Origin of the sequence: Actinoplanes subtropicus, assembly GCF_000721705.1 — a bacterium.
Classification (GTDB): domain Bacteria; phylum Actinomycetota; class Actinomycetes; order Mycobacteriales; family Micromonosporaceae; genus Actinoplanes; species Actinoplanes subtropicus.
In genome coordinates, this window is record NZ_JOJL01000002.1 from 83939 (window position 1) to 110910 (window position 26972).

Genomic DNA, 26972 nt, shown 5'->3' on the forward strand with positions numbered 1-26972 from the left:
GGTGGTCACGAGCCCGGGTTCAGGAACCCGGATTTACGAGCCCAGGCTCACGTGCAGGATGACGTTGTTGCTGTTGTGCGGGGTGCTGTCCTTGTCGCCGTCGTTGGAGGTGGCCAGCCACATGCCACCGTCCGGCGCCGGCTCGGGGGTGCGCAGCCGGCCGTACGTGCCGTCGAAGAAGGTCTGCACGTTGGTCAGGCTGCTGCCGCTGATCACCTCGCGGTAGAGCCGGGTGCCGCGCTGGCACGCGACGTAGAGGACGTCCCGGATGATCGCGATGCCGCTGCACGAGCCCTGCGCCACCGGGTAGGTGTGCTTGGGCGCGAGGAAGCCGCTGGTCCCGCAGGTCCCCGAGGTGCCCTCGCAGGACGGCCAGCCGTAGTTGCCGCCCTTCACGATCAGGTTGGTCTCGTCCATGATGCTGTTGCCGAACTCCTGCTCCCACAGCCGGCCCTGGGAGTCGAACGCCAGGCCCTGCACGTTGCGGTGCCCGTAGCTCCAGACCGCGTTGTGGAACGGGTTGTCCGACGGGATGCTGCCGTCCGGGTTGATCCGCAGCACCTTGCCGTTGAGGCTGGCGGTGTTCTGCGCGTTGTCGCCGTTCTGCGCGTCGCCCGTACCGGCGAAGAGGTACTTGCCGTCGGGGCTGAACCGCAGGCGGCCGCCGTTGTGGTACTTGTTGCGCGCGATCCCGGTCAGCAGCACCTGCTCGGTGCTGGTGGTGAGCTTGTCGGCGGCCGGGTCGTACTTGATCCGGACGATCCGGTTGTCGCTCGGCGAGGTGTGCATGATGTAGAGCCAGTGGTCGCTGGCGTAGCTCGCCGGGTTGATCTCCAGCCCGGTCAGGCCGCCCTCGCCGTCGGTGCTCTGCACGTTCGGCACCGTGCCGATCGTCTTCTTGGCCCCGGTCGCGGGGTCGAGGTGGACGATCGCGTGCGAGTCCCGCTCGTTGAACAGGATCGTGCCGTCGGGCAGCGTCACCAGGCCCCACACCACGTCGTCGTCCGTGCCCACCTGGGTGACCGTGCAGATCGGCTGGGTGCAGCCGCCGGTCGGGGTGGTCACGTCCAGTTCGGCGCTGGGGTCGCTCTCGTTCTTGTTGGCGTCCGAGGCGGTGACGACCAGCTTGTACTTGTGGCCGGGGGTGAGCGCGCCGAGCGATGCGGTGGGCGTGTTGCCACTGGACGCACCGATCTTGGTACGCGGCGAGGACGACACGTCGTAGACGGTGTACCCGGTGACGCCGGTGTCGTCGGTCGACGCGGTCCAGGCGAGCGCGATGCTGGTGCTGGTGACCTTGGTGGTGTGCAGGTCGGCCGGCACGCTGGGCGGCGTGTTGTCGGTGGAGCCCGGGGTGGTGACCGACAGCGTGCCGCTCGGCTGGGAGACGTTGCCCGCGGCGTCGCGGGCGTTGACGTAGAAGCCGTACGTCGTCTTGGGACTCAGGCCGCTGCAGGTGGCGGTGAGGGTGCTCGCGCCGACGCTCGCGCACAGCTGACCGTCGTGGTAGATGTCGTAGCCGGTCACGCCCACGTTGTCGGTGGCCGCGGTCCAGGCGATGGTGACGCTGGCCGAGGTGTCGCCGACGAGCGTCGGGGTGCCGGGCACGCCGGGCGGTGTGGTGTCCCCGCCGGTGCCGTAGACGGCGAATTCCTGCAGCGAGTAACCGTGCGACGAGTCCGAGCGGCACCTCTTCGTGCCGTTCATCCGCACGTACCGGCCGGTGCCGGAGAGACCGGTGAGGTTCTCCACGCCGCCCTTGCCCGTGGTCGTGCTCGAGATGGTGGTCCAGGTGACGTGGTCGGGCGAGGTCTGCACCTGGTAGGCGGTGGCGCAGGACGCGTCCCAGGTCAGCTGGACCCGGTGCACGGCGTAGGTCGCGCCCAGGTCGAGGTAGATCCAGGACGGGTCGATGTTCGCGGCGCTGGCCCACCGGGTCGAGGTGTCGCCGTCGTCCACGTTCGCGGCCGCGCAGCAGCCGCCCGACGAGGACGCGGTCGCCGGCTTGTTCAGCGACAGCAGCGTGTCGGCAGCCGCGGCCCGGGCGACGGCGCCGCCGAGCGCGACGACCACGAGCGCGGTGGCGCCGGCGAGCGCGGCTCTGAGCTTCAGGGCGCTCATCGGGCCACCGCCACACTCGAGCCGGACGGGTAGCTGGAGCCGAGCCACAATTCGTCGATGCGCAGCTGCTTCGACGACGCGTAGACGCTGTCCACCTCGAGCCGGATGTACCGCGTCGACTTGCCGATGTCGATGAACTGGGCGCCGCGCGCGTTGGGCAGCGTGCCCGACTTGACGGTGGTGTACGTGCTGTTGTCGCTGCTCGTCAGGATCTTGTAGTTGTGGATCCGGGCCGACGAGCCGCTGGTCTGGGTGATGGTGTCCTCGCGCTGGTTGATGGCGAGGTAGGCGGCGTTGCGCGCCGACCCCTGGTCGAGGGTGATCGACACCGGGGTGGTCTTCTTGCTGTCCCAGTAGTTCAGGTACGAGCCGTCGACCAGGTTGGCCGCCGCGTGCCCGCTCGCCGAGGCGGTGGCGCTCGCCTTCACGCCGGTGGTGATGCCGGTACGCCCGGACATGGTCACCTTGAAGACGGTGTCGTACTGGTCCCAGGCGGAGACGCCGCTGATCGTCAGGAACCCCTTGCTCTGGCTGAACGAGATCGCCGCGCCGGTGCGGAGGTCGGTCACCGAGGAGACGACGTAGCCGCTGTCGCGCAGCTTCACCGAGCTGCCGGACGTGGGCTTGGTGACGACATGCACGTACTGCAAATCGGGGTTGGTCTTGTTGATCGTGGTGTATCCGTAGGCGCCGTTGCCGAAGTTGCCGCCCGGCATGCCGCCGTACATGAACCCGCCGCCCTCGTCGCCGCCGATGGACTCCCAGATCGGCGGGAGGTACGACGCCATGAACGTGTTGAACTTGGTCTGGTTGCTCGGGAACTTGCCGTTGACCTGGGCGGTCTCGGCCATCAGCGATTTCACCGAGGAGCCGGCGTTGGCGATGTACCGGCCGATGTTCAGGGCGTAGTCGACGGACGAGTTGGACCCGTCGTACCACCACGCGCCGGACGAGGGCAGCTTGTAGTCGGCCTCGGTCAGCCGCGGCTGGGCCGTGTAGTAGGCCTGCGGCATGTCGTACGCCGGCGTCATCCCGGTCTTCTGCTCGTTGCTGATCATGTCCATGATCGGCGTGTCTTCGTTGTTGTTGCTGATCGTCATGTTCGGGTGCAGCTGGTAGATCTGCTGGTAGAGGTTGTGGTCGAGCCAGTACTGGTTGTCGTTGTCGATCCAGAACCCGTCGAGCGTGGGGTGGCTCTTCATCACGTCGAAGAAGTTGTCGTAGCTGTACTCGCCGAAGCCGTCCTGGCTGTCCAGGTCGACGGTGTGCCCCTTGTAGGACGAGTACGCCGACGAGTCCATCCACTCGTGGTTCTTGTAGTCGTGCCACTGGGCGTCGTTGGTCATGTAGAGGATCACCCGCAGCCCGGCCGCGTGCGCCGCGGTGATCAGCTCACCGAGGAAGTCGCGCTTGGTGCTGCACGTGCCGGGGATGCTCGACGGCCAGGCCCGGCCGTAGCCGAGCTTGCTGTGGAAGGTGGCCAGGGTGAGGTAGCTGGCGTGCAGCTTCTGCGCCTCGGTGACCCAGTAGTTCGCGCTCCAGCCGCCGTCGGTGATCGCCTTCTCCCAGGCCGAGCAGCTGGTGTAGCCGGGCGAGGTGAGCATGCCCCAGTGCAGGAACACGCCGGCCGTTGCGGCGCGCAGGAAGTCCTGCCGGGGATTGGTCAGGTCGGCGCGGGCCGGGCGGTCGGCGCCGAAAGCCACGAGCGTGGTCGCGACCAGGGCGAGGACCGCCGCCAGCGCGGCGGCGCGCCGCCTTCGGATGCGGGGGAGGAATTCGAGGAAGGACACGGTGGTACCCCTTTCGCAAAGATCAGGAAGCCGGCACGGCGCGGATCAGGCGGGTCTCGCCGGGCCGCAGGGTGGCGCTGTAGGAGTCGCTGATCGTGCCGCGGTCGGATCCGGACCACAGGTCGGTGACGTCGGCGGATCCGGTGAAGCCGACCTGCGACCAGGTCACCGAGACGGTGGCCGAGCCGCTGGTCGCGGTGTTGAAGAGCGCGACCACGTACGAGCCGTTCGCCTCGCGCTTGCTGAAGACCTGCTTGCTCCCGCTGTTGACGATCCGCTTGGCGGCCACGCCGTCCTGGTCCACGGCGATCAGCCGGTCGTTGGTCAGCATCGCCTTGTCGGTGCTGTTCAGGTGGGTCAGGTCGGTGCCGAGCAGCAGCGGTGAGGCGGCCATCGACCACAGCGTGAAGTGGCTGCGGCGCTGGTCGGCGGTCAGCCCGATCTGGTCGCCGTTGCCGATCTCCAGGGAGTCGAGATCGTTCCAGCCGCCCGGGCCGGCCCACTGCTGCCACGAGGCGGCCGTGCCGAACCGCGCGCTGACGTGCGACCAGTCGGTGATCGGGTAGCCGCTGCCGTTCGGCCCGGGTCCGCAGTAGCACTCGACGTCGCCCTGGGTGCGCCAACTGTTCGCGTACTGCTTCCAGGTGGCCGCGCCGGAGATGTTGAGGTTGTTGGAGAGCGCGAAGTTGATCGGCCGGCCGGTGGCGCGCAGCGCGCTCGCCCAGGCCTTGATGTCCGGGACGTCCTGGGTGCCGACGCCGTCGATCTTGAGGTAGTCGACGCCCCAGGAGGCGAACTGGGCGGCCCACGAGTTGACGAACTCCTGCGCGCCCGCCTTGCTGTAGTCGATCCCGTACATGTGCTTGCAGTTGTAGTTCTTCTCGGTCACCGAGGTGTCGGCGATGTCGGCGGCGTGGTGCGAGGTGCCCGCGATCGGCGTGTTCTTGGTGACCGCGTTCTTCGCGATGCCGGGCGTGACGTAGAAGCCGAACTTCAGGCCGTCGTTGTGCACGTAGTCGGCGAGCGCCTTGATGCCGCTGGGGAACTTGGCGGTGTCGACCACCCAGCGGCCGTTGCCGTCGACGACCGGGCCGTTGCTGTCGCACTTCATCCAGAAGTCGTCGAGGTTGACATACATGAAGCCGTGGCCGGCGAGACCGCTGTTCTTCAGCGCGTCGGCCTGCGCCTTGATGGCGGCCTCGGTGGGGGAGCGCCGGACGAAGCTCCAGCTGCTCCAGCCCATCGCCGGCCGGATCGACAGCCCGTTGTCGGAGGCGGTCGCGGGGCTCGGGGCGGCGGCGACCACCATGAGTGCCGCCGTCGCCGCGATGATCCATTGTGGACGTTTCATGGCCTTCTCCTTGCCGTGAACGCGTGTTCATGGGAGGCGATGGCGAACGTACTCCCGGGCTCGGAGCTGGGTCAATAGATTGGCAACTATCTTTTCTATTGGGACAAATTCGCTGCTTGACGCGCCGGTGGGCCGACCGCCATGATTCCTGTACGCGCGTTCACAACGAGAGGTCGGCAGGTGGCAACGAGCGCTGAGGTCGCACGCCTGGCCGGCGTCTCCCGCGCCACGGTGTCGCGCACCCTCTCCGGCAACGCGCGGGTCAGCGCGGAGACCCGGCGCCGGGTCGAGGCGGCGGCGGCCACCCTGGGCTACGTGCCCGACGTGGCCGCGCAGTCACTCTCCGGCGGCCCGTCGCGCACGATCGCGGTCGGCTTCTTCGCCGACGACACGTGGGCACTCTCCCAGCTGACCAAGCCGAAGCACTACTTCTACCTGAACGTGCTGCGCAGCATCGAGGCCGGCGCCGCCGCGGCGGGCTACGACCTGCTGTTGCCGGCCCGGCCGCCCGATCCGGAGACGAGCGGCAGCTATGTGCGCGGCCTGCGGGCGCGCCGGGTGGCCGGCACGATCATGGTCGCCTGCCCGCCCGGCGACCGGCGGATCCAGGCGTTGCTGGAGGCCGGGCTCCCGTCGGTGTTCGTCGACGCGGTCGCCACCGGGCCGTGCGCCACCTGGGTCGCCTCGGAGAACCGGGAGGGTGCCCAGGCGGTGACCCGGCACCTGATCGAGCTCGGGCACCGGCGGATCGCCCGGATCACCGGCACCGAGACCGACCCGTCCGGCGGCGAGCGGCTCCGCGGCATCCGCGCCGCGCTCGCCGCCGCCGCGATCCCCGAGGACCCGGGGCTGTACCGGCGGTCGGACTGGTCCACCGAGGGGGCGTACCACGCGGCCAACGAGCTGCTCGCCGCCCGGCCGGACCTCACCGCCGTCGTCGCGGAGAGCGACATGATGGCCATCGGCGTGCTCCGCGCGCTGCACGAGCACGGCCTGCGCGTCCCGGAGGACGTCTCGGTCACCGGGTTCGACGACATCGACCTGGCCGCCTACGCCCTGCCGTCGCTGACCACCGTCCGGCAGGACACCGAGGCGATGGGCGGCGGCGCGGTCAAGGCGCTGCTCGAGTGCCTCGACGGCGGCCACGCGCCGGCGCCCGTCCGCCTGCCCACCGAACTGGTCGTCCGGCGCTCGACCGCGCCGCCGGCAAGATAGGAGATTCGCCGATGCTCTCTCTGTCCGCCGCGGGAACCGCGCTGATCCTGGACACGGACGGCCCGGGACTGCCGCGCGTCGTGCACTGGGGCGCCGACCCGGGGCCGCTGACCGGCCTGGCCGAGGCGGTCGCCCCGTCGCTCGAGGCGCGCGCCCGGTGCACCGTCCTGCCGGCCCAGGCCGAGGGCTGGCACGGGCGGCCGGCGGTGCTCGGGCACCGCGCCGGCGCCTGGCCCTACCTGCGCCTGGAGACCGAGGAGGTGGCGCCGGCCGAGGGCGGCGTGCGGATCACGGCCCGCGACGCGGCGGCCGGGGTGGCGGTGATCCTGGAGATCGTGATGGAGCCGTCCGGCGTGGTCCGGATGGCCACGGAGGTCCGCAACGACGGCCCGGGCGCGTACACGCTGGAGGCCGTCTCCTGCCAGCTGCCGGTCGACGGCCCGGTCGCCGAGGTGCTCGATTTCACCGGCCGCTGGGCCGCCGAGCGCAGCCCGCAGCGCGGCCCGCTGCGCCACGGCCTGACGCTGCGCGAGTCCCGCCGCGGCAAGACCGGGCACGACGCGACCGGGCTGCTCATCGCCGGCAGCGCGGGGTTCGGCTTCCGGAGCGGCGAGGTGTGGGCGGTGCACACCGGCTGGAGCGGCGACCACGCGCACTGGCTGGAGAGCCTGCCCGAGGCGGCGCCGGTCCTGGCCGGTGGCGAGCTGCTCGGGCCGGGCGAGGTCGAGCTGGCGCCGGGTGCGGCGTACCGCAGCCCCTGGGTCTTTTTCGCCTGGTCGGGGGAGGGGCTCGACGGGCTGGCCGCGCGCCTGCACGAGCGGATGCGCGCCCGGGCCGGCCACCCGCGGACGCCGCGCCGGGTCATCCTGAACACCTGGGAGGCCGTCTACTTCGACCACGACCTCGCCAAGCTGAGCGGGCTCGCCGAGCGGGCCGCCGGGATCGGGGCCGAGCTGTTCGTCCTCGACGACGGCTGGTTCCGCGGCCGGCGGGACGACACCAGCGGCCTCGGCGACTGGACCGTCGACCGCGAGGTCTGGCCGGACGGCCTGCACCCGCTGGTCAAGCAGGTCCGTAGCCTCGGCATGGCGATGGGGCTGTGGGTCGAGCCGGAGATGGTGAACCCGGATTCCGACCTGGCCCGCGAGCACCCCGACTGGATCCTGGCCGCCCCGGGCCGGCTGCCCGCGCTGGAGCGGAACCAGCTGGTGCTGGACGTGGCCAACCCGGAGGCGTACGCGTATCTGCTGGCCCACCTGGACCGGCTGGTCGCCGAGTACGACCTGGACTACCTCAAGTGGGATCACAACCGGGACCTGCTGGAGCCGATCCACGACGGGCGCGCCGGCGTGCACGAGCAGACCCTGGCCACCTACCGGCTGCTGGACGAGCTGCGGGCGCGGCACCCGGGGCTGGAGATCGAGTCGTGTGCGGGCGGGGGCGGCCGGATCGACTACGGCATCCTGGAGCGCACCGACCGGGTCTGGGCCTCGGACACCAACGACCCGCTGCAGCGGCAGGCCATCCAGCGCTGGACCGGGCTGCTGCTGCCGCCCGAGCTGATCGGCAGCCACGTCGGGGCGGCCCGCGCGCACATCACCGGCCGCTCGGCCGACCTGCCGTTCCGGCTGGCCACCGCGCTGTTCGCGCACGCCGGGATCGAGTGGGACATCACCACCTGCTCCCCGGCCGAGCTGCGGGAGCTGGCCGCATGGATCGGGCTGTACAAGCGGCTCCGGCCGCTGCTGCACACCGGCCGCCGGGTGACCGCGGACCACCCCGATCCGCAGGCCTGGCTGCACGGGGTGGTGGCGCCCGACCGGCGGCAGGGTGTGTTCGCCCTCGCGCAGCTGGGCGTGAGTGTGGCCGGCGCGCCGCCGCGGCTGCGGTTGCCCGGTCTCGACCCGGCCGCCGTCTACACCGTCACGGCCTGCCCCGAGCTGGCGCTGCCCCGCCCGGGCCTGGACCGGCGCGCGCCGTGGCTGGCGCGGCCGGTCCAGGTCTCCGGTGCGGTGCTGGCGAGCGCCGGGCTCACCGCTCCGTTGCTGGACCCGGCGCAGGCGGTGGTGTTCGAGGTGCGGAGCTGAGCTGCTCGTTCATCAGGAGGAAGGCGCCGAGACCGTGGAAGTCGTTGGTCGCCCGGGTACGGCCCACGTAGTAGCTGTACGAGCCGACGTTCGTGCCGATCGAGATGTTCGCGAGGTTGGTCCGCCCGTCCGCGCCCGTCGACAGCTCGTCGAGGACGCCCCGGTACCCCCGGTCGGCGTTGGCCTGGTAGGTGCCGGCCACGTACCCCCGGGCGACCGCGACGTCGATGGTGTAGGTGAACATGCTCGAGCAGGACGTCTCGGTCCAGTTGTCCGAGCGGCTGCCCTTGTCGACCACCTGGAACCACCGGCCGGTGCGCGGGTCCTGGTACGCCGCCTCGCCCCGCACCAGGTTCTGGACGATCCCGATGACGGCGGCCCGGCGCGGGTGGTTGGCCGGGATGACGTCGAGCACCTGCTCGGCCGCCATGCCGAACCAGCCGATCGCCCGGCACCAGTACTCCGGCGCCAGCCCGGTGGTCGGGTCGGCCCAGCTCTGGGCGCGCTTCTCGTCGTACGCGTGCTTCATCAGCCCGTTCGGCTGCTGCAGGTGGCTGGCGTAGACGACCAGTTGCTTGGTCGCCTCGTCCCACGCGTACGTGCTGTCCCCGACGACCTTGCCGTACTCGGCGAGGAACGGCAGCGCCATGAACGTGCCGTCCGACCAGAGCTGCCACGCGCGGCTGTCGGAGGTGGAGTGCCAGAAACCGCCGTCGCTGGTCCGCGGGTAGGTGTTGAACCGGTTGCGGATCTTCGTGGCGGCCGTCTTGTACTTCGCCTGGCCGGTCTCGGCGTACATGACGAGCAGCAACCGCCCCGCGAGCATGCTGTCGAGGTTGTTGAAGCTCTGGCCGATGCTCCCGCTGCTGTCGACGAACCGATCGACCCAATTCTTGATGTACGTGAGGTAGGCGGCATTGCCGGTGCGCTTGTACAGCTGGTACTGCCCGAGCAGGTAGAGCCCGACCGGGTAGCTCCAGCCGCCGATGCTCGACGGCGTGAAGCGGGCCATCGTGGAGCGCACCATCTCGGTCGACCAGTCGGTCGGCGCGGCCACGGTCAGCGCGTCGAGGTTCGGCGGTCCGCCCGTGTTCGCGCTGGTGACCCGGATGTGGTGGGTGCCGGCGGCGAGCGTCACGTCGACGGCGGCGGTGCCCCAGGAGGTCCAGCCGCCGCTCGGCGCGAAGATCGGGGTGCCGGCGGCGGCGCCGTCGACGGTCACCGCGGCCGGCCGTTCGGCGGTGGTGCCGTTCGCGTACCGGAAGGCCAGCGTGACCGGCCCGGCGCTGGCCGTGCTGACGGTCCACTCGACGTAGCTGCCGGTCTCGTTGGCGCCGTCGACGAACCCCGACCCGGTGAAGCCGGCGTGGTCGTTGGCGACGGTGCCGTGGAAGATCGTGGCGTCCTCCGCCTGGTACGTCGAGCCGGCCGCCGCCGCGGCGTGCACCGGGACGGCCAGCCCGGACAGCAGCACTACCGCGGCGATCGCCGCTCGTCTCATGGCCGGCTCCCGGTTGCCGCCGGAACGGCCGTGAGGTCGTTCGTGATCAGGACCTGGTCCAGCTTGGCGCCGTCCTCGCGGTACGCGACGGTGATCGTGTGAGCCCCGGCGGTCAGGTCGGCCAGCACCGGCGCGTTGCTCTTGGTGTCGTCGGTGATGGTGGCCCAGTGCCAGGCGGCGCCCGGCGTGATGTCGTTCCAGTCGACCCAGGGGCCGCCGTCCACGCGGACCCAGAACGAGTCGTCCTTGTTGGTCGGTGCGATGACCCGGCCCCACAGCTTGTAGGTGCCGGCCGACGGAACCGTGAACGGGATCGCCGACGAGCCGTACGACGGCGCCGAGGCGTTGCTGTTGTTGCCGGACGCGACGGTGATGTACTGGCCGCCGGAGGCGGCGGTGTCGGCCTGGACCTGCATCGGAGCGGTGACCGTGCCGCTCTCCGCCTCGGCGGTGACGGTCACCGTGTCGGGCGGGGGAGTGGTGCCGCAGGACTGGGTGGAGCCGGTGGCGCTGATCCGCGGGCTGCCGCTGTTGGTCACGCAGTAGCCGCTGATCGACTGGAAGCCCAGGTCGAACGGGCTGTTGCTGCCGCGCTGGGCGGTGAAGTGGTCGAAGGTGATGTTGCTGCCGCTGTTGGCGATGACCGCCGGGCGGCCGTCGTTCGAGGCGAAGGCCACCGAGCTGTCGGTGAAGGTGACGTTGTTGGCGTTGTGCAGATACCAGCCGTACGCGGGCCGGGTCCCGATGCTGTTCGGGTTGTAGTCGGTCGCGGTGTTGCTGGGCACGCCGGTCGACATGGTCCCGTTGCCGCCGGGCACGGTCAGGTGGACGCCGGTGAAGTGCACGTCGCTGATCCGGTTGCCGCCGGACTCGCCCCACATGGTCGGGCTGAAGGACGGGCTCGCGCCGGTGGCGGTGACGTTGTCGTACGTGATGTTGCTGATGTGCCCGACGCCCGGACTGTTGCCGCAGCGTTTCCGGGTGCCGATCTTCTGCATGATCGGCGAGCGGACGCCGGTCATCGTGATGTCCCGGTAGTGCACGTCGGAGATGTTCGCGCCGTCCATCGACACCATGCCCAGGCCGGACTTGTTCGCCCCGGTGATGGTGATGCCCGAGAACTGGTAGTCGGTGAAGTCGCCGCAGGTCTCCGAGCCGAACATCAGCGCGTTGCAGCAGACCGCGGACAGGCGCGAGCCGGTGACGGTGACATGCCCGTTGGGCAGCTTCGCGCCCAGCGCGTAGTCGCTCTTGAAGACCAGCGCGTCGTCGTTGGCGGCGATGGTGGCGTTGGTGATCGTCACGTTCGACGCGCTGATCACGTTCCAGCCGTCGCGGTCGCTCGACGTGTCGATCCGCAGCCCGTCGGAGGTGATGTTGTTGCAGTTGTTGGTCAGGATCGCGAAGTGCCCGCCGCGGCGGAGCCGGATGCCGTCGAGCCGGAGCCCGGTGCACCGGGTCAGCGACAGGATCTTGTCGGCCTGGCCGGAGCCGGGGTTGCCGGTGATCAGGTGACCGCTGCCGTCGATCGTGCCAGAGCCGGTGAAGCCGATGTCGGTCAGCTTGTCGCCGTAGAACATCGCGTCGTGGAAGTGGCTGTGCCCGAAGTCCTGGTACTTGTCGTTCGGGTTGGACTCCGGCGCGTCGTAGCCGCTCCCGGAGGCGCCGGTGATCGTGGCGCCCGAGTCCAGCTGCACGGTGATGTGGCTCTTCAGGTGGATGGTGTTCGCGGACTTATACGTGCCGGACGGCACCCGCACCGTGCCGCCCCCGGCCGCCGACGCCGCGTCGATCGCCTTCTGGATCGCGCCGCTGTCGTTGCTGGAGCCGTTGCCGGTAGCGCCGTAGTCGCGGATGTTGAACGTGCCCGCCGCCGAGGCGCTCGCGGCCGCCACCCCGAGCGCGGCGCCGGTGGCCAGCGCCGCCAGGGCGGCCAGCCATCCGACTCTTGTCTTCCTGAGCATTGCTGACCTCTCTTTGCCGATAGATCGGATCTATTAAGAAGCCTTCTTGCCCAGGGAGCGTACACATCGGTCCGAATCGATGAAAGATGTTACGGATAGATCAGATGAATATTTCTAAGTTAACTTTATTGACTGATACCCGTCGATGGTGTGTCATGCCTGTCAGCGGCATCCCCCAGCCGCTGAGAAGGGAGACCATCATGTCCACCGATCCGCATCCCCACCGGCTCGGGCGCCGGGCCGTGCTCGGCACCGTGACCCTCGCCGCCGTGGGCGGAAGCCTCGCGGCCGCCACCCGCTGGGCGCTCGCCGGCGAGACCCCGACGGCGGTCGCGGCGGCCGCGCCGAAGCTGCTCTGGCACCCGAGCCCCGGCACCGACGGGCTCAAGGCCTTCGAGGGCGTCGAGGCCGACCGGGTGCACGCGCACCCGAACCGCAAGTACGTCTACGTCGAGGGCGACCACTACCGCTTCGACATCTACCGCGACGACCGGGACACCACCGGCGGCGGCGACCGCCAGCGCACCGAGGTCCGCGGCATGGTGTCCGGCGGCAGCAAGCTGAAGATGCACAACGGCGAGACCTGGCGGATCACGTACGAGATGTTCATGCCGGCCACGCTGCACGGGACCAGCAAGTTCACGCACATCTTCCAGCTGAAGACGCCGGCCACGAACGGCGGCCCGTGGATGACGGTCTCGCTGCACCGCAGCGGCAGCAAGGAGACGTTGCAGCTGCAGGCGGACAGCACCAGCGGCGTCCCCGTCGTCGGCGCCACCGACCTGTCCCCGCTGCGCGAAAAGTGGATCACCGTCGAGCTGACCTTCAAGATCGGGCCGAGCGGCACCGGCCGCTTCCTGGTCCGCAACGGCACCGGTTCCGGCGCCGCGGTCGTCGTCGACAAGACCAAGTCCGGCCTGAACATCCCCGACCAGGGCGACTACGTACGGCCCAAGTGGGGCATCTACCGCTCGATCGAGAGCGCCTCGTCCGACATCCTCGACACCCACCTGTTCATCCGGAACTACCAGGCCTACCGCGGCGCCTGAGCCGCGGTCAGGGGGAGCGTGCCTCTCCCGCCGGGAGAGGCACGCACCGGGTCCGGTCGGGCCGCGGTGCCGATGGGCTCAATCGCACGCCGTACGGTCGCCGTCGGCGTCGAGACCCTGGGTGTCCTTGCCGGCCACCATCAGGTGGGTGAAGCCGTGCGCCGCCAGCCAGGCGCATTTGCCCGCGACACCGGTGATGCCGTCGGGGAAGACCAGCGGCACGCACTGGGTGCGGGTCCCGTAGTTGTGGTCGCATCCGTCGACGAAGGCCGAGATCTTGAGCGGGGTCGTCGGGGACTGCTGCCTCGGCAGCGGGCTCGCGGTGGGCCCGTCGGCGAAGTGCTGGACGAAGGGCGCGGGCGAGGCGGCGGGCACGACGTCCGCCGTTTCCGCCCCCGGCGAGGCCCCCACCGGCGAGATCGGAGTCGAGACCGGAGTCGAGACCGGTGCCGAGATCGGAGTCGGCACCGATGCGGGCGGGGAAAGCGGCGAGGTCGCACGCGTGACGATCGGAAGGGCCGCCGGCGCCGGCGTGCCGCCCGACGCCAATCCGGCCCGGCCGAGCGTCACCAGGACCGCCGCGGCGGCCGCCACCAGGGCGGCCACCGCGGCCAGGGTCAATCCGCGCCGGACCGTCATCCGACGTGGACCCACTGCGCGACCGACGGGACCCCGTCCGTGCCGACCACGAAGAGCATGTACCAGCCGGTCGGCGCGATGTTCGGGTTGCTGGTCAGGTTGAGGCCGATCGTGTTGCCGTTCACCGACATCGGCAGGTCGACGTACCGCTGGTTCGGGTCGCTGGAGTGGGTGACGGCCTCGGGGCGGATCAGCTCGGCCTTGAGGATCGAGCCGTCGACCGTGATCGTGTTGGTGGATCCGTACGCCCATTGATTCGAAGCCACGCTCAGGACCTGCGGCCGGGCGCCCTGGAAGAGGTACGGCGGCGAGTAGATCGACAGGCGCATGTCGAAGGATCCGTCGCCCGGGTTGTTGCCGACCGCCATGACCCGGCCGTCGGGCAGCAGGAACGCCGACGAGTGGTACGTGCGCGGCACCGGGTCGGTGGCCATGCCCGCCGTGAACGTGTTGGTGGCGGGGTTGTACATGGACGCCTCGTACACCGGATCGGCGCGGTTGTGCAGTCCGCCGCCGGTCTCGAAGACCTTGCCGTCGGGCAGGAGGACCGCCGAGACGTACATCTTGCCCTGGGTGGTGGTTTCCGCGACGCCGCCGGTCAGCGTTCCGGTCGGCAGCAGCGGCCCGGCGGTGTAGGCCGGGGTGGCCTGCTTCAGGTCGATGAGGTCGGTGAGCCGGTTGGCGTCGGGGTTGCTCTCGATATTGCCGCCGCCGAGCGTGATGACCTTCTGGTCCTGTGCCGGCGGCAGCAGCACGCTCATCGACTGGTCCCGCTGGTCCTTGTTCTGCAGGCCGGCGACCGGCGTGATCGTGTTCGCGGTGTAGTTGTAGATCGACGACCCGGTGCCGGACAGGCCGTTGCCGAAGACATGGCTGCCCGTGTAGAACAACCGCCCGTCCTGCATGAGGATCATCGACGGGTACAGGCCCCAGAAGCTCCAACTCTGGTTCGCCTCGTTGAGGCCGAGCCACCGCGTCTGGCTGGTCTTGAAGTACTGGGTGGCCACCGTGCCGGAGGAGTCCTCGCCGAGGCCGCCCAGCGAGAGCACATCGCCGTTGCCGAGAGCCGTCGCCGACGGGTACCAGGCCCCGGCGGACATGTCGTTGACCCGGGAGTACGAGTTGGTGGCCGGGTCGAAGATGTATGAGCTCTTCAACCCCTCGTACCCGTGGCTGCCGTCGGCGGCCGGGTAGGCCTTGTTGCCACCCATGATCAGCACCCGGCCGTCGGGCAGCTGGACGTGGCCGGAGCAGAACAGGTCGGCGGGCGTCGGCACGTTGATGAACGTCCCGGTCGCCGGCTGGTACACGGCCGTGGTGAACGTCCCGGCCGCGAACGCGTTGGGGTCGTTGCCGGACCCGGCGACCAGCAGCACGTTGCCGTTCTTGAGCACGACCGTGTGGATCCCGCGGACCGGCGAGTTGAACGGCAGCACCTGCCAGACGCCCTTGGTGCAGGCGTCGCCGGCGCTGCACGACGCGTCGGGCGCCGGCGCCGTGACGTCGTTCATGGCGTAGTCGTCGGTCTGCAGGGTGCCGACGCCGTAGATGGTGACCCCCCAGACGATCTGGTCGGTGTTCGGTGGCACCTGCGGCGTACGGACGGTCTTCTGCGCCCAGGCCGAGGTGACCGGCAGCGTGGCGAGATCGGTCCAGTACACCCAGCCCTGCGCGACGTCGTGCCGGAACATGGTCATGACCGTGTTCGCGGTGGTCGTCTTGTACCAGGCCGACAGGTCGTACTGGTGGCCCGGCGTGACATTCGGCGCGCACGACGGGTTCTCCAGCATCATCGCCTTGCGGTCGCCGTTCGGCGAGGTCGCGAGCGTGATCTGCATGGCCTCGGCGCCGGTGTGGCCGGGGCTGGTCAGGCCGAAGGTGAAGCTCTGGTCACCCCAGCCGGACCTCTCCCAGCACACCGGGAACCCGGTCGAATCCAGCCCCTCGAGGCCCGGGTTGGCGACCAGGTTGGCGCTCGCCTGAGCCGCACCTGTCGGGACGGCCGCGGCGAGCACCGCGATCAGCGCGAGAATGAGGGCCTGGGCGAGGCGCTTGCGGTCCGTGCGACTCAACCAAGGTCTTGCGTACGGCGTGAGCGCCGAGCCGCCGCCCGTCACGCGGTCACCGGCCGCAGACCCCGGGCCCGGTAGATGACCTTGTCGGAGATGAGGAACCGGGCCACGAAGGAGACCACCAGCGTCAGCAGGTTCGCCCCGAGCACCCCGAGGTGCGCACTGCCGACGAGCAGCGCCAGCAGCGGGATGCGCAGCAGCAGGTCGGCGTTGCCGAGCAGGAAGAACCGGCTGATCCGGCCCCGGAAGCTCCGGCTCGACCGGCGCGAGCGGTAGAGCAGCGTGTCGGTGAGGGCGAAGTTCCACCCGACCGCCACCAGGTTCGCGAGCACGGCCGCCGGCAGGTAGTGCAGGCCGGCCAGCTGGTTCAGCGCCCAGAGGCTGGCCTGGTTGGGCAGCAGCCCGGAGACGCCGATGAGCCCGAACAGCAGCATCCGGGACCGCTGGTCGCCGAAGCGCAGCAGGCCGAGGTGCTTCAGGAAGCGGACGCCCTCGGCCATCGACGACTTCGACTCGCCGGCGTGCCGCGGGCGGAACGAGTACGGCACCTCGACGATCCGGCCCGGCCGGTTGCGTACCACCAGCTCCAGCAGGATCTTGTAGCCGAGCGGGCGCAGTTCCTCGACCTCGAGCGAGCTGGTGCGGATCGCGAACAGGCCGCTCATCGGGTCGCTCACCCGCACCAGCGAGTTCCGGAACAGCACCTTGGTGACCAGCGTCGAGCCGCCGGAGACCATCCGCCGGTATCCGCCGGACAGGCCGTCGCGGTTGCCGCCGCCCGCGTACCGGCTGCCGATGACCAGATCGGCGCCGTCGCGGGTGCCCACACCGATCAGGTCGGGCACGATCTCGGGCGGATGCTGCAGGTCCGCGTCCATGACGACGATCCACTCACCGCGGGCCAGCCGCATGCCCTCGACGACCGCCCCGCCCAGGCCGCCGGCGCCGTTCTCGCGGTGGTGCACGGTGACCGCGATCGGGCAGTTACCCGCCGCCTCCGCGATGACCTCGGGGGTGTCGTCGGTGCTGTCGTCCACGAAGACGATCTCGGTCTCGTCGGCGGGCAGGGCCGCGGCGAGCCGGTCGAGCAGGGTCACGATGTTGTCCCGCTCGTTGAAGGTCGGCACCACGACGGTCTGCCGCAGCGCGGTCCGCACGGGCAGTTCGCCGATGGTCCCGCGCATCGTCGCGCGTACCTTCGCTGGTTGGGTCTCCGGTTCGGTGGTGATGGTGGTCATTTCGTCTCCTTGTCCACCCGGCGGATCTCGATCTGGCCGCCTTGCGGGCCGAACGAGGCGATCACGGTCGAATTCGTGAGCAGCGTCCGCACGGTGGGGAGGCTGTTCGGGTCCTGGCGCATGGCCGGCGTCGACACGACGTAGTCGACGTCCCGCCAGCCGTCGGGCAGGCGCTTCGCGACCGCCGAGTCGAGGTCGATCTTGTAGAACCAGATGACCTTGTCGGGTGGGTAGCCGGCGTTCACGCAGTCGAGCCAGAGCACGTCGTCGACCACGACGGTGGCGCCCTCCCGCCCCGGCAGCTGCCCGCGGAGGTAGTCGGCGGCCCGCGCATACGGCGCGTTGTCGTCCGCGGTCAGCGCCCGGCGGTCACCCACGTACCAGCGCGGGGCCACCGCCCCGACGCACAGCAGGATCACCGTGCCGAGCACCGCCCGCCGCCACCAGACGCGCCCCGGGCGCAGGACGGTCACCGCCCAGGCGGCGATGCCGGCGATCGCCATCGCGAAGAACGGCAGGACCTGGACCACGTACATGGCCGGGAGGTAGCCGCCCGGTCGCAGCGCGACCACGACGAGGATGGCGCCCGCCAGGGCGACCGGCCGCACCCGGCGCAGCGCGAGACCGGCGAAGCAGGCCGCGGCCCCGGCGATCAGGATCACCGCGTCGTAGTAGAGCCACGAGTGCAGCAGCGACGACGCGCCCGAACCGGACGAGAACACGCTGCCCGAACCCGCGCGGGAGCCGAGCTGGAACTCCCAGGCGCCGATCAGCGAGACGTGCCCCGGGCCGGGGAACAACTCGCCGCGCAGCACCGCGTAGAGCGGGTAGAAGCAGCCGACCAGCACGAGGCCGCTGACGAAGGCGCCGAACGCCCACGGCCGGGTCGAGCTGCGGGCCGAGCTCTGCCACATGGCCACGAGCACGGCCGGCAGGATGACCGCGATCGTCTCCTTCGACAGGATCGCCACCGCGGTGGCCGCGCCGGCGGCCGCGAAGTGCCACAGGTGCTTGCGCGGCGACAGGGCCAGGGCGAGAGCCCCGAGGATCCAGACGACGGCGAACCAGTCGAGATAGATCTGCCGGCCCATGGTCAGGTAGAGCGGCGACAGGCCGTACGTGACCAGGGCGAGCGAGGCCGCCCAGCGCGGCAGGCCGATGCGCCGGCTCACCAGGTAGACCAGCAGCAGGCCGGCCGCCTGGACCGGCAGCATCGCGATCCGGCCGGCCGCCACCGCGATCAGCTTGGGGGCGAGCAGCGCCGGGAGCCAGGAGAGTCCGGCCAGCTGAATCCAGGCCAGCGGCGGGTGGTCGTACCAGTAGGTGTAGTGCGCCAGCCCGCGGCCGTGCTGCACCGCCCAGGCCTGCGCGAGGTAGGTGCCCTCGTCGTCGCTGGCCGACGGGAAACCGGCGATGTTCCAGGCCAGCAGCGCGACGATCACCGCGGTGAGACCCAGGGCGATCACCAGGTCGGCGTTTCTCGTCAGCTTCCTCGGGCGTACGTCGTCGACCGCGGCCGGGACGACGGAGACCGGCTCGGCGAGCTCGACCGCGGTCACGCCGGGCTCCCCTCGAGGTGCGCGCCCAGGTGCGCGGTCAGCTCCCAGTCGCGGCGGCCGGTGTACTCGCGCCACACCGCTCGCAGCGCCGCCACCGCCAGGACCACCGCGTACGGGAAGGCCCCGGCGACCAGGCGCACGTAGTGGTGCCACTTGATCCTCAGGTCGTACTCCTTGCCGAAGTCGCGCAGACCCACCACCTGGAACATGAGCGTGGCCGCCATCGGCAGCACCGGCAGGAAGGTGAGCAGGGCGACGAACACCGGCAGCCGCGCCCAGAGCGCGACCGCCACCCCGACCGGGATGACCACACCGGAGAACGCCTGCACGAACGGGCCGGTGAGCGTGTACCGGGCCAGCAGGCGCTGGCGCAGCGCGGGCAGCCGCCGCCACTCGCCCTTGCGCAGCACCTGGAGGAAGCCCTGGTTCCACCGGGTGCGCTGCTTGAGCAACGCGGCCAGCGAGCCCGGCGTCTCCTCCCGGGTGACGATCGTCGAGTCGTACGCCACGACCACCTTGGCCCCCCGGCTGGACAGGCGTACGCCCAGGTCGCAATCCTCGGCCAGGCAGGTGCCGTCCCAGCCGTTCGCCCGCCGCAACACGTCGGTACGGACGAAGACCGTGTTGCCGCCGAGCGGGATGAAGCCCTTCTTGGCGTGCAGATGCAGCCGGCTGCGGAACCAGAAGAAGTACTCCAGGCAGTTGTGCAGGCTGTACCAGCTCGAGTGGAAGTTGATCAGCTGGACGCCGCCCTGGACCACGTCGGCGCCGGTCGAGCGGAACGCGTGGTCCACGTGCTCCAGCAGCTCGGGGTGCACCTGGTCCTCGGCGTCGAACACGCCGACGACGGTGCCGCGCGCGTACGGCAGAGCGGTGTTGAGCGCCCGGGGCTTGTTCTTCACCTCGTTGTGGTCGGTGACGACCAGGATCCGCGCCGGCGCCGTGCGGGCCACCCGGCCGGCCACCTCGGCCGTCTCGGGGTCGTCGTGGCCCACGATGATGATGATCTCGAAGGCCTCGTGGGTGGACCGGAGCAGTCGCTGCACGGTGTGCTCCAGCACGGCCTGCTCGTGCCGGGCCGGCACCAGCAGCGAGAAGGTCAGGTGCTGTTCCCCGTCCGGCGGCGCGAACCTCGTGGCGGCCAGCGTCTCGGGCGTGCGCCACGCGTGCATGGTCCACCACAGCGTGACCGCGGCGAATGCCGAGAGAACCACCGAGACGAATATCATGACGGCGGCAGCCAATGTCGTATACCTCTTCCCCGGGGATCGGCCGTTCGCCAAAACTAACCACCGTTCGCCAAGCCCCCTCAAGCCCACAGTCGGCAATTTTGCAATGCACACGGAAACGTTCTCGAAGCCGAAACCCGCCCGCAACACCAAACCGGGACATGCCGGTACTTGAGCGGCAAACTCGCAGCTAGGCCACGGTCGAAAAGCCTTGCCACGAAACGAAATCCGCGTTGATCTCCGGCTATGGGCCGAACGGACGATCGACCGCCGACGCTTTAGCCGACCCCCGAAAAGCGCCATTCGAGAGGACTCGGGCACCTGTTTTCAGAAATGTTTCCGGCGATGACGCCACCTTTCCCGGCCGAAACCTGGGGCAGGGCCGGCGATCGCGGGATACCAACGATGGTCGGGCCGTGGCAGCTGCCCTGGGACGCGACCGACGCGGAAGGCGATATCCGGCTGGCCGGTGCCGTGGGCGACGTCGTCGGCTGCTGGCCGCTGAGGCTCCGCAGGCTCTTGGCGAGACCACCTCGCGGTCGGCCCGCTCTACGTGAGCAGGTATCCGACCAACCACAGAACACGCCGGCGAGGCCGATTGCGGCGTTGAGGTCATAGCGCAGCAGCGCACCGCCAGCGGTCTCAGCCGAGTCTTCCGGATCCCACCAGACGCCGCGGACCGAGCCCGGCGATCGCCGACGTGGTGGCTGCCATCAGCAGTCCGCCGCCGACGCCCACCGCCGTGATGGCCGTGGTCGCCTGACCGGGATGCGACAGTGGTCTCGAGAAGGCGAGGAAGGCGGCGAGACCCGGCTCGATGTCGTGGCTCGTGACTATCGCGTCTAGGTCCTGCGCACTTACCGGAACTCCGGTTCGACCGCGGCCAGGTACTTCCTCGGCGCGCTCGCACCGATGTATCCCCAGGTCAGCCCATCGATCGCGGTCTTGTTGACGATGCAGTTGGCGAACGCGCTGTTGATGCCATTCGTTGAGCACCACTTCTGCGGGAAGATGTGGCGGATGTCGATAGAGTCGGCCGTGTATGCCTTCGCGTCAATCGTCTCGCTAGTCCGGAAGTCGCGGCCGCCACGCTTCATCAAGAGCGCGTAGAGACCCTTGTAGGCCGCACTGTTTCGGGTGTGAAGCCCCAACAGCCCCGCCGGCCCGGCTCGGGCCGCCCCGTCTCCCCCTCCCGGCACCCGGGGCCGCCGCTGGCCTCGGTGCGCCGCGTGACGACCGCGTCCATCGCCGCCGCAGCGACACCCGTTACGGATCCAGCATCCCCAGCCGCCGGCCCCGGTCCTCGGTTCGGATCGCGGGCCGGACGAACACGGAGGACAAGAGCCGCCCGTCTGGCGTGCGCGGCGGTTGAAGGCTGAACCGGCGGGCCCGACAATAATCGGCTCGACCAGGCGTCATAATCGATGGTCCAGACACCGGCGTGCTCGACGTCCTCCGCCAGCCACTGAGGCCAGAACAATTGGTCGTCGCCGCCGGACCAGGACGTGCGTGCGTCGCCGTCCAGCCCGTGCAGGAACACCACGTCGATGATCGAATCCTCGGCGGACCGCACCGGAAAGATCTCCGTCATGACCACTCCCTACTCGGCGTCAACCGTCGCCCGGATCATCGATTCCACATCCGCCAGTTCGGGATGCCGCAGCTCGCGGAGGATCTCCGCGGCTTTCCGCAGGCAGTCCACCTGGTCGGAGAACATGAGCGCGGCCCGGTAGGCCTCGGACAGATGCGTGAGGACGCGCGCCTGGTAGTAGTGATCGCCACGGTCCCGATGGATCGACAACGCCCGCTGGTACCGCCGGATCGCACTCTCCAGCCGAGCACCGGCGGTCTCGGCGCCCGCCAGCGTGTCGAGGGCCAGGGCCTCGCCGTAGGAGTTGCCGAGCCCCAGATACCGCCGCAACGCAAGCTCCGCGTTCTCGGCCGCCGGTCCGACGGCCCCGGTCCGGAGCTGGTACCAGGCGAGATTGTTCAGCGCGTCGGCGCCGGCGGCCTCGACGCCGAGCTCTTCGTAGATCGCCAGCGCGGCCTGCCCCTCACGCATCGCCTCGCCGTACTCGCCGCTCTCGCTCAGGGACCAGCCTAGGACGTGCCTGCCGTGCCCCTCCGCGCGCCGGTCGGCGAGGGCAGTGCTGATGGAGACCGCCTGCCTGGCATGGCGGACGGCCGCTGCGAAATCGGCGATTGATAGATATGCCCAGGCCAACTGCCGGTGGATGCCGGCTTGCGCTGAAAGGTCACCGAGCTTCTCGGTAGCCGACAAGGCGGCCTCCTGCACGGAGACCCATTGCTGCGCATGGCCGGCGCGGTCCAGATAGTCCGCGAGCGACCAGGCGAGCTTCCACACGTGCTCGAGGCGGTTTCGATCGGCGGCCAAGGTGACGCAGGTCAGCACGCTGCTCCAATTCTCGTCGAACCACCGCGTCGCCTCGGCGGGGGAGGCCGGCAGGCCGGCGATCCACGAAGCCGCCGGGACGGCGACGTCGATCGGCTCCCGTTGCGGATCGAGCAGGCATGCGGCCCGGAACGCCATGAAGAGGTAGAAGTCGAGCATCCGGCCGGTGGCCGCGGCCCGTTCGGCCACCGATTCCTCATCGTCGGCCCGTTCGAGCGCGAAGATCTGGAGCAGGTCGTGGCACCGATACCGGCCGCTCTGCGGGCTGTCGACCAGACTGGCGTCGACCAGTTCGGCCAGCACCGGCCGCACGGCGTGCGGACTGAGCCCGGCCAGCGCGCCGGCCGCCCCGGCGCTGAACTCGGCACCGACATGGAGGCCGATGAGCCGGAACAGCCGCGCCGCCTCGGGCGTCAACCCCCGGTACGACGTCTGGAACACCACCCGGACGCTGAGGTCCGCCTCGCCGAGATCCAATGCCTGCAGCACGGCCGCGCGATCCGCGATCTCCGACGCCAGCCCGGGCAGGCCGAGCACCGGTTGCGTCCTGGCCCGGGCCCCGATGATTGCCACCGCCAACGGCAGGCCCGCGCAGTGCGTGATGATCGCCTGAGCCGCTTGCTCGTCCGCCGGCCGCAGCCGCTTGCCCACCGTCTTGGCCAGCAGCGATCGACTGCTCCGGCGGTCGAGTGGCGGCACGTCGACCCGCCGGATCGCGACCGCCGTGCCGAGCCCGACCAGCCCGTGCCGGCTGGTGAGCAACGTTCGGCAGCCCGGCCCGCTGGGCAGGAGCGACTGCACCTGGTCGGCTGCGCGAAGATTGTCCAGCACGATCAAGATCTCGCGATGCGACACGAGCGTCCGGAAAAGGCCGATGCGGCTCTCCAATGTCGGCGGTATCGAGTCGCCGTGCAGACCGAGGCCGTTGAGCAGCGTCAGCAGAGCGTCACTCGGCGTGAGCGGCCGGGCGTGCCGATCGAAGCCACGCAGATTCAGGTACAACTGACCGTCCGGGAACGCGTCCTGGCGCAGGGCCGCCCAGGCGATGGCGAGCGCGGTCTTCCCGACCCCGCCCGGCCCGGTGAGAAGGGCCACCCGGGCCGCGTCAGCCCGGAGAAGAGCGTCCAGCGAACGCCGCTCACGGCGCCGATCCACGAAGTTCGGCACTCCCGGTGGCACCTGCTGTGGCGTCACTGCCGGCAGCGTCCGAGGGGCGAGGACGAGGTCGCCGTAGATGTCTCGGGCCTGGATGAAGACCGAGGCCGACACGTGCGAAGCCTCGTTGTGGATGTCACCGGAGTTGGTGCCGCGCATGGACCGAGCACCTCTAGGAGTCGACGATCGACAAGGTCCTGTCCAGGATAGATCGGCGCGGCACCGCCGATCATCGAGCGCTCCGGCCCTCGCCGCCGCGAAGCCGGGCGACATCCGAGGACCGCGCGGCTATGACCGTGACAGCGGGTCCGCGCAGGTGCCGAGGGACGATCACGTGGGTTTCCCGGCGCCGGGGCAGGCCCGGACGAACGTGGCGCCTTCGCGGGGGGTGATCGCGTGTTCCTGCGCCTCGACGGCCTGTTCGAACGCCAGGGTCATGGGGGTGTGGCCGTCCGGCGTTTTGCGGGTGGTTTGGGGGACTATTCATTCAACGCTCGTCGATGTAGATGCGGCCCTGACCGGCGTTGCGGCTGGTCAGGGCCTCATCTGAATGGCGGGGCAGGACGGGAACCTGCCACCTCTGGTTATGAGCCCAGGGACACCCGGTCGAGGTCGGGCGCGGACTCCGTGTCGTTGTAGATGCGGATGGTGTTGGCGCCGTCGTGCAGGGGGACGCGTAGGGTCGCGGTCTGGACCGTGGCGTTGCCGGCGCCGCTGACCTTGACCTCGGCCGGTGGGCCGCCGTTGACGGACACGAAGTACGAGCGGTCGCCGTTGACCGTGTAGTCGATGTAGAGGGTGTAGTTGCCGGCCGCTGGGACGGTTACGTCCGGGAAGAGGACCTGGGCGTCCGGGCTGCCGCCGATGTTGCGGACCTTCTGGGCGCCCGAGCAGGCCGAGCAACTGGTGATGCCGGCGCTGCCGATCGCGTTCCGTGAGTCCTCGGCCTCCCGCATGAACACCCGGTCAGCCGGGCGCGTGCGTACCTCCAACTGCTTGGTGACCTGGACCGGTCGGCCGAGCAGCTGGCCGGAGGCCGTGATCGGGATCCGGACCGAGCCGGCGTCCTGGCCGGCCGGCGAGGTGATCGTCCAGGAACCGGTCAGTTCCTGGCCGAGGCGCATGGCGGACGCCTGTGCCGGCGGGCCCTCGATGGTCCAGCCGGCGGGTACGACCGGCGCCAGCGTGACGTGGTCGACCGGGTCGTCGGCGTCCAGGCGCAGCGTGGCCGACACGGCCAGGGACTGCTGGCCGGGGCCGACCCACTGCACGCCGCTGGGCGTCACCGTCATCGTGGTCGCGGGTACGTAGCCGGCCGGTGGCAACGGACCGACCGAGATGCGGTCCAGGCCGGGCCCGCGGGCCGAGGTGCTGAACACCGTGATCGTGTTGGCGCCGGCGGCCAGCGGCACGGCGAGCGACGCGGTGGCCGGCACGTCCGGGTTCCCGGCCGGGACGGGTATCTCGACGGCCGGGGCGCCGTTCACGCTCACCGACAGGGAGTCGTCCCGGGTGGCCGGGGTGTAGTCGATCCGCAGCCGGTAGTCACCGGCCTGCGGCACGGTGACGTCGTGGAAGGCGACCGCGTTGCGGATGCCGCCGCCGAGGCCGGCGATCCGCAGCCCGCCGGAGCAGGCCGGGCAGGGCGCGACGTAGGTGTGCCCGGTGCGGGCGTTCTGCCGGGACTCGGCCTCGCCGGGCATCGGCGTGCCGCCGCCGGGGTAGCCGTACCCGACGCCGATCTCGTCGATCTTGAGCTGGCGGTAGAAGGTCGGCGCCTGCGCGCCGGCCCAGGTGTTGAGGACCTGGAGTTTGATGTACCGGGCGCGCTGCTCGCCGAGGTCGATGAACTGGACGCCGCGGGCGCTGGGCAGGGCGGCGCTGCGTACCGGGGCGCCCCAGTGCACGCCGTCGTTGCTGACGTAGACGCGGTAGTCGCGGATGCGGGCCGAGTCCTCCGGGCGGCCGAACGATTCCCGGGCGTACGTCGGGGACCACTCCCGCTGATTCACCGCCAGGTAGGTCGCCGGGCGGCGCCGGCCCAGGTCGAGCGTGACCGAGGCGGGAAGCTGGCCGCCGTTGTCCCAGTAGGTCTGGAAGTCGCCGTCCACCAGGGAGCTGTCCGAGGCGCTCAGCACGCCGCGGTCGTACCGGAACAGCTGCCCGGTGGTGCGTACCCGGAACACCGTGTCGTACGTGTCCCAGGCGGTGATGCCGAGGATCGTCAACCGGCCGCCGGACTGGTTGAACCGCATCCGCTCGCCGGTGCGGGCGTCGGTCACCGAGGTGACCCGGTAGCCGTTGTCGCGCAGCCGGATCATGTCGTTGGTCGGCCGGGTGAGCACGTGGACGTACTGGGTCCGGGCGCCGGGCTCGACGGTGATCACCCCGTGGGCGCCGTCGTTCCAGAAGCCGGGTTGCATGCCGCCGTACATGTAGCCGCCGCCCTCGGTGCCCTGCAGCGTCGAGCGGATCGGCGGCAGCCACTGCGCCATGAAGTTGTTGAACTGCTCCTGGCTCGGCGGGAACTTGCCGTTGACCATCGCCGTCTCGGCCATCAGCGACTTCATCGACGAGCCGGCGTTGGCGACGTACCGGCCGGTGCTCAGCCGGTAGTCCACCGCGTGGTCGGCGCCGTCGTACCACCACTGGCCGGTGGTGGGCAGCTTGTAGTCGGCCTCGGTCAGCCGCGGCATCGGCGTCCAGGCGGCCTGCGGATAGTCGTACGCCGGGGTCATGCCGACCTTCTGCTCGTTGCTGACCGTGTCCATGATCGGCGTGTCCTCGTTGTTGTTGCTCAACAGCCAGGACGGCCGGATCTGGCGGATCTGCTCGTAGAGGTGGTGGCTCTCCCAGTACTCGTTGTCGTTGTCGATCCAGAACCCGGCCAGGTCGGGGTAGTTCTTCATCACCTCGAAGAACAGGTCGTAGCTGTACATCCCGAAGCCCTGCCGGGTGGTGAGGTCGACCGGCTGGCCCTTGTACGCCGAGTAGGCCGCCGAGTCGAGCATCTCCTTGCCCATCTCGTTGTGCCACTGCGGGTCGTCGGTCATGTAGAGCAGCACCCGTACGCCCTTGGCCTGCCCTGCCTTGATCAGTTCGCCCAGGAAGTCACGCTGGGTGGCGCAGCTGCCGGGGATCTTGGAGGGCCACGGCCGCGCATAGCCGAGCCGGCTGTGGAAGGTCGTCAGCACCACGTAGGACGCGCCGAGCTTGCGGGCCTCGTCGACCCAGTAGTCGGGGGTCCAGCCGCCGGCGGTGACGTCGTGCTCCCACTGGGCGCAGTCGAGGTGGGCGGGCGCGGTGAACATGCCCCAGTGCAGGAACAGCCCGGCCGTGGAGTCGCGCATCCACTGCTGCCGCGGGTTGAGGACCTCCGCGCGGGCGGGGGTGGCGGCGATGCTCGCCGCCATGGCGAGGGCGAGGACGGCGAGGGCGGTGCAGGCCAGGCGCCAGCGGGGCGTGCTCCGGCCGTACGGTCCAGGTGTCATGGTTGTCGCTCCCTCCGTACGGGAGATCAATCAACAAGGTTTCCTGATAGACATCAGATGATTACCGTGTACGGAGGTATCGGTCAAGCCCAAAGGCG

17 protein-coding genes are annotated in these 26972 nt (G+C 70.1%); 3 read left to right on the top strand and 14 right to left on the bottom strand.

The window, feature by feature from the left end:
* Positions 1-33: 33 nt before the first annotated feature.
* The 3 genes from IH26_RS0102430 to IH26_RS0102440 are packed head-to-tail and all read right to left on the bottom strand — an operon-like array spanning position 34 to position 5262.
* Positions 34-2121 carry a PQQ-dependent sugar dehydrogenase gene (locus IH26_RS0102430; protein ID WP_030434432.1) on the bottom strand — a complete coding sequence of 696 codons (2088 nt, stop codon included), beginning with the start codon at positions 2119-2121 and terminating at the stop codon, positions 34-36.
* Complete coding sequence (locus IH26_RS0102435; RefSeq protein WP_211268551.1) at positions 2118-3911, bottom strand: discoidin domain-containing protein; 1794 nt, start codon at positions 3909-3911, stop codon at positions 2118-2120. Before IH26_RS0102435 ends, IH26_RS0102430 begins: the two co-directional genes overlap by 4 nt.
* 22 nt (positions 3912-3933) lie before the next feature.
* On the bottom strand, positions 3934-5262 hold the full coding sequence (locus tag IH26_RS0102440; RefSeq protein WP_030434434.1) for a glycoside hydrolase family 27 protein: 1329 nt from the start codon (positions 5260-5262) through the stop codon (positions 3934-3936).
* Between the two features lie 180 nt (positions 5263-5442).
* On the opposite strand from IH26_RS0102440, the gene IH26_RS0102445 reads away from it, so the two are divergent.
* Both IH26_RS0102445 and IH26_RS0102450 read left to right on the top strand, forming a co-directional pair.
* Positions 5443-6477 carry a LacI family DNA-binding transcriptional regulator gene (locus IH26_RS0102445; RefSeq protein WP_030434435.1) on the top strand — a complete coding sequence of 345 codons (1035 nt, stop codon included), beginning with the start codon at positions 5443-5445 and terminating at the stop codon, positions 6475-6477.
* 11 nt (positions 6478-6488) lie between these two features.
* Positions 6489-8564 carry an alpha-galactosidase gene (locus IH26_RS0102450; protein ID WP_030434436.1) on the top strand — a complete coding sequence of 692 codons (2076 nt, stop codon included), beginning with the start codon at positions 6489-6491 and terminating at the stop codon, positions 8562-8564.
* On the opposite strand, the gene IH26_RS52975 is transcribed toward IH26_RS0102450, so the two are convergent.
* Together IH26_RS52975 and IH26_RS0102460 are read right to left on the bottom strand one after the other, a co-directional pair.
* A complete protein-coding gene (locus tag IH26_RS52975) occupies positions 8509-10065 on the bottom strand; it encodes a glycoside hydrolase family 88 protein (RefSeq protein ID WP_084598568.1) in 1557 nt (518 codons plus the stop codon). The two genes, IH26_RS0102450 and IH26_RS52975, sit on opposite strands and share 56 nt — an antisense overlap.
* The gene (locus IH26_RS0102460) at positions 10062-12029 is read right to left on the bottom strand and encodes a glycosyl hydrolase family 28 protein (protein ID WP_084598569.1); all 1968 of its coding nucleotides are present in this window, start codon (positions 12027-12029) and stop codon (positions 10062-10064) included. Before IH26_RS0102460 ends, IH26_RS52975 begins: the two co-directional genes overlap by 4 nt.
* Before the next feature lie 200 nt (positions 12030-12229).
* Here IH26_RS0102460 and IH26_RS0102465 point away from each other — a divergent pair, with 200 nt between their 5' ends.
* Complete coding sequence (locus IH26_RS0102465; RefSeq protein ID WP_034213381.1) at positions 12230-13078, top strand: hypothetical protein; 849 nt, start codon at positions 12230-12232, stop codon at positions 13076-13078.
* 78 nt (positions 13079-13156) lie between these two features.
* On the opposite strand, the gene IH26_RS52980 is transcribed toward IH26_RS0102465, so the two are convergent.
* The 9 genes from IH26_RS52980 to IH26_RS0102510 all read right to left on the bottom strand — a co-directional run bounded on the left by IH26_RS52980 (position 13157) and on the right by IH26_RS0102510 (position 26874).
* On the bottom strand, positions 13157-13717 hold the full coding sequence (locus tag IH26_RS52980) for a hypothetical protein (RefSeq protein WP_034213383.1): 561 nt from the start codon (positions 13715-13717) through the stop codon (positions 13157-13159).
* Positions 13714-15789 carry a galactose oxidase early set domain-containing protein gene (locus tag IH26_RS52985; RefSeq protein WP_245664880.1) on the bottom strand — a complete coding sequence of 692 codons (2076 nt, stop codon included), beginning with the start codon at positions 15787-15789 and terminating at the stop codon, positions 13714-13716. The genes IH26_RS52980 and IH26_RS52985 overlap by 4 nt, the downstream gene beginning before the upstream one ends.
* 41 nt (positions 15790-15830) lie before the next feature.
* A complete protein-coding gene (locus IH26_RS0102475) occupies positions 15831-17027 on the bottom strand; it encodes a glycosyltransferase (RefSeq protein ID WP_030434440.1) in 1197 nt (398 codons plus the stop codon).
* The gene (locus IH26_RS0102480; protein ID WP_030434441.1) at positions 17024-18586 is read right to left on the bottom strand and encodes an ArnT family glycosyltransferase; all 1563 of its coding nucleotides are present in this window, start codon (positions 18584-18586) and stop codon (positions 17024-17026) included. Before IH26_RS0102480 ends, IH26_RS0102475 begins: the two co-directional genes overlap by 4 nt.
* Positions 18583-19800 carry a glycosyltransferase gene (locus IH26_RS0102485; RefSeq protein WP_245664881.1) on the bottom strand — a complete coding sequence of 406 codons (1218 nt, stop codon included), beginning with the start codon at positions 19798-19800 and terminating at the stop codon, positions 18583-18585. The genes IH26_RS0102480 and IH26_RS0102485 overlap by 4 nt, the downstream gene beginning before the upstream one ends.
* Positions 19801-20672: 872 nt before the next feature.
* A complete protein-coding gene (locus IH26_RS0102490; protein WP_030434443.1) occupies positions 20673-20912 on the bottom strand; it encodes a hypothetical protein in 240 nt (79 codons plus the stop codon).
* The gene (locus IH26_RS61110) at positions 20912-21406 is read right to left on the bottom strand and encodes a hypothetical protein (RefSeq protein ID WP_169789702.1); all 495 of its coding nucleotides are present in this window, start codon (positions 21404-21406) and stop codon (positions 20912-20914) included. Before IH26_RS61110 ends, IH26_RS0102490 begins: the two co-directional genes overlap by 1 nt.
* 9 nt (positions 21407-21415) lie before the next feature.
* The gene (locus IH26_RS0102500) at positions 21416-23542 is read right to left on the bottom strand and encodes a tetratricopeptide repeat protein (RefSeq protein ID WP_030434445.1); all 2127 of its coding nucleotides are present in this window, start codon (positions 23540-23542) and stop codon (positions 21416-21418) included.
* Between the two features lie 425 nt (positions 23543-23967).
* On the bottom strand, positions 23968-26874 hold the full coding sequence (locus IH26_RS0102510; RefSeq protein ID WP_084598571.1) for an alpha-L-fucosidase: 2907 nt from the start codon (positions 26872-26874) through the stop codon (positions 23968-23970).
* Positions 26875-26972 lie beyond the last annotated feature (98 nt).